Source organism: Aquisalimonas sp. APHAB1-3 (assembly GCF_048323695.1).
GTDB lineage: Bacteria > Pseudomonadota > Gammaproteobacteria > Nitrococcales > Aquisalimonadaceae > Aquisalimonas.
In genome coordinates this window covers 1-2,566 of sequence record NZ_JBLWFT010000026.1, presented here as the reverse complement: position 1 = coordinate 2,566, position 2,566 = coordinate 1, and the positions used below count along the sequence as shown (strand labels likewise).

The following is a 2,566-nucleotide window of genomic DNA, read 5'->3' as shown; positions in this document are numbered from 1 at the left end:
ACGGCGTCCACCAGCTCCGGGCTCGCCTCCTCGAACCCCGGCAGGGCGCTGATCGCATCCAGATCCAGCAGCTCCTGCATGACAAACTTCATGTCCCGCGTCGGGGCGGTGTAATCGGTCATGGTGTGTGCCTCCGTCGAGTTCAGTTGATCACCAGCACCGGGCAGTCGGCGTAGTGCACCACCTTGTTGCTGACGCTGCCCATGATGAGCTCGCGGAAGCCGGTCAGGCCACGGCGGCCGATGACCACCAGCGGGGCGTCCAGTTGTCGGGCACGCTCGATGATGCAATGCGCGGGGTCGCCGGTGGCGACCTCGGCGTCGGCCTCGACGCCGGCATCCTTCAGCTTTCGGGCCGCTTTCTCTGCGGTATCGCCAGCCTGCTTGCGGCGATCGTCCTGGATGTCCTTCATGCTCACATGGCCTGTCGCCATGAGCTCCGACGGCATGACGTCGCGGTCCACCGCCACGGACATGACGATGACACGAGCGCCACCGGTCGCCGCCAGATCCCGTGCTGCATCCGCCGCACGATCGGCGGTGTCGGAGCCGTCCACCGGCACCAGAATGGTCTTGTAGAAACCTTGCTGACTCATGATTGATCTCCTCCGGATGCGGGGCGCCGCATTTACGGCGCCCCGTCTGATCGTTAGTCCTCGCCGTCGGCCTTTTGTCCCGGACGACGCCCGTACTCGTCACGTGGCTCGCGACCGAAGAGGTTGGTCTTCTCCACGAGAATGTACAGCAGCGCGCCGGCGGCAAGGCCCCAGCCTGCACCGTACACTGCGAGCACAACGGCCATGACACCGCCGACACCACGTTCGACCTGCGTCTCGAGCTGTTCGAGACCCACCATGATGCATATGTAGCCAGTAAGCAGCAGGGTCAGCGACAGCGCAATGGGTAGCACCGGCTGGAAGAACGAGACCAGCGGCAGGATGAACAGGGCAATGAACCCCATGACCCAGAAGGTGCCCGAGCCACTGTAGATGGACTCCATGGCGTTACGGCCGTACTTGTAGCGCTCGGCCATGGTGGCGGCCACCGCCGTCCAGATCGGACCGGCCAGCCCGGGATAGGGAGCGAAGAAGGCGTGCAGCGCGTTGCGGATCGCGGTGATGATGTGGACACGGTCGATGTCCGTCTCGATCTTCTCGTCCTCGCGCAGGTGGTCCACCCGGTCCAGCAGCGTCTTGCCGACGATGATGTCACCAAAGGCGATGATGTAGGCAATCAGCGCCGTCGGGATGGCGAGCAGGAAGATGTCCAGCCCCGGGAAGCCCACCATGAAGGGCAGGTAGCCCCACATCTCGGCGAACGCCGGCTGGGTGATGCCGAACTCCACGTCCGGGAACGGGTACTCCATCACCAGAAAGCCGACGATGATGGCCACCACCATGCCGGGCACCATGCCATAGTTGGCCACCTTGCGGGCGAGGTCGGACTTGTCCACCAGGCGCTTGAAGGAGAGGCTGAACATCAAATAGGCGCACACGAGACCGCCGATGATGAGCGAAATCGGCGTCTCGGCTAGGCGCCCCCCTTCCTCGATCTCACCAATGATCGCGGCCACGCCGGCACCGATGATGATGCCGCCCTTCATGGACCGCGGGATGATGTTGACCAGGGTACTGCCGAGTCGGGTGATGCCCAGGACCAGGAAGATCAGGAACACCAGGAACTGCAGGGCGAACATCGCCTGGATGGCCTCCGTCCCCGGCTCGAAATCACCGAGAAACAGCACAACCACCGGGATTGCCGGTGTAATCCAGCCGGGCACGAACGGCACCCCCAGCAGCGCCGGCAGCATGAAACCGATGCCACACACCACCACGTAGGCGAGCGCCACGTCGTAGGGCAGCCCCAGGTACTGCTCAAGCAGCGGAATCATCCCCAGGCTGACCACGAACATGATCAACGCCTGGACCATCTCCGCCGTCTCCCAACGGTAGTGGACGAACGGCAGGCGGATCTTGAAGGGGCCGGCAGGCCAGTACGGCTGCTCCTCCCCGTGCTGGCGTTTGTAGAGTTGCATGCGTTCTCCTCCGTGCTCTTGATGGAATAATGGAACACCGCGCCGCCTCGTGCCGCCCGCGCAGGGCAAGTCGAGGCGGCGGGTCAGGCCATGTCGGGCCTAGAGGTCTTTCGCCTGATCGCGCAGGCGGAACTTCTGGATCTTGCCGGTGGAGGTCTTGGGAAGATCACAGAACACCACAGTCTTCGGGGCCTTGAACGTGGCCATGTTGTCGCGGCAGAACTGGATGATGTCCTGCTCGGTGACGCTCTCCTGGCCGGGATGCAGGGTGACGAAGGCGCAGGGCGTCTCGCCCCACTTGTCGTCGGGCCTGGCCACCACGGCTACCTCCATGATGGCGGGATGGCGATAAAGGGTGTCCTCCACCTCGATGGTGGAGATGTTCTCGCCGCCCGAGATGATCACGTCCTTGAGGCGATCCTTGATCTCCACGTAGCCGTCGGCGTGCCACACGGCCAGATCACCGGTGTGGTACCAGTCGCCCTTGAAGGCCTTGTCCGTGGCGCTCGGGTTCTTGAGGTAGCCCTTCATC

At 63.7% G+C, this 2,566-nt stretch carries 4 protein-coding genes; all 4 read right to left on the bottom strand.

The annotated features are described in order from the left end of the window. Positions 1-122, bottom strand: a 122-nt coding sequence (locus ACNSTU_RS17440; RefSeq protein WP_418212806.1) for an acyl-CoA dehydrogenase N-terminal domain-containing protein, incomplete at its 3' end; no start/stop codon positions are given. A 20-nt stretch (positions 123-142) separates the two neighbouring features. Next, positions 143-595 carry a universal stress protein gene (locus ACNSTU_RS17435; protein WP_290634014.1) on the bottom strand — a complete coding sequence of 151 codons (453 nt, stop codon included), beginning with the start codon at positions 593-595 and terminating at the stop codon, positions 143-145. A 53-nt stretch (positions 596-648) separates the two neighbouring features. Then, positions 649-2,034 (bottom strand): solute carrier family 23 protein, encoded by a 1,386-nt coding sequence (locus ACNSTU_RS17430; protein ID WP_290634012.1) that lies wholly within the window; start codon positions 2,032-2,034, stop codon positions 649-651. Positions 2,035-2,133: 99 nt separating this feature from the next. Beyond that, positions 2,134-2,566: AMP-binding enzyme (locus ACNSTU_RS17425; protein ID WP_418212805.1), on the bottom strand; the 433-nt coding region annotated here is incomplete at its 5' end.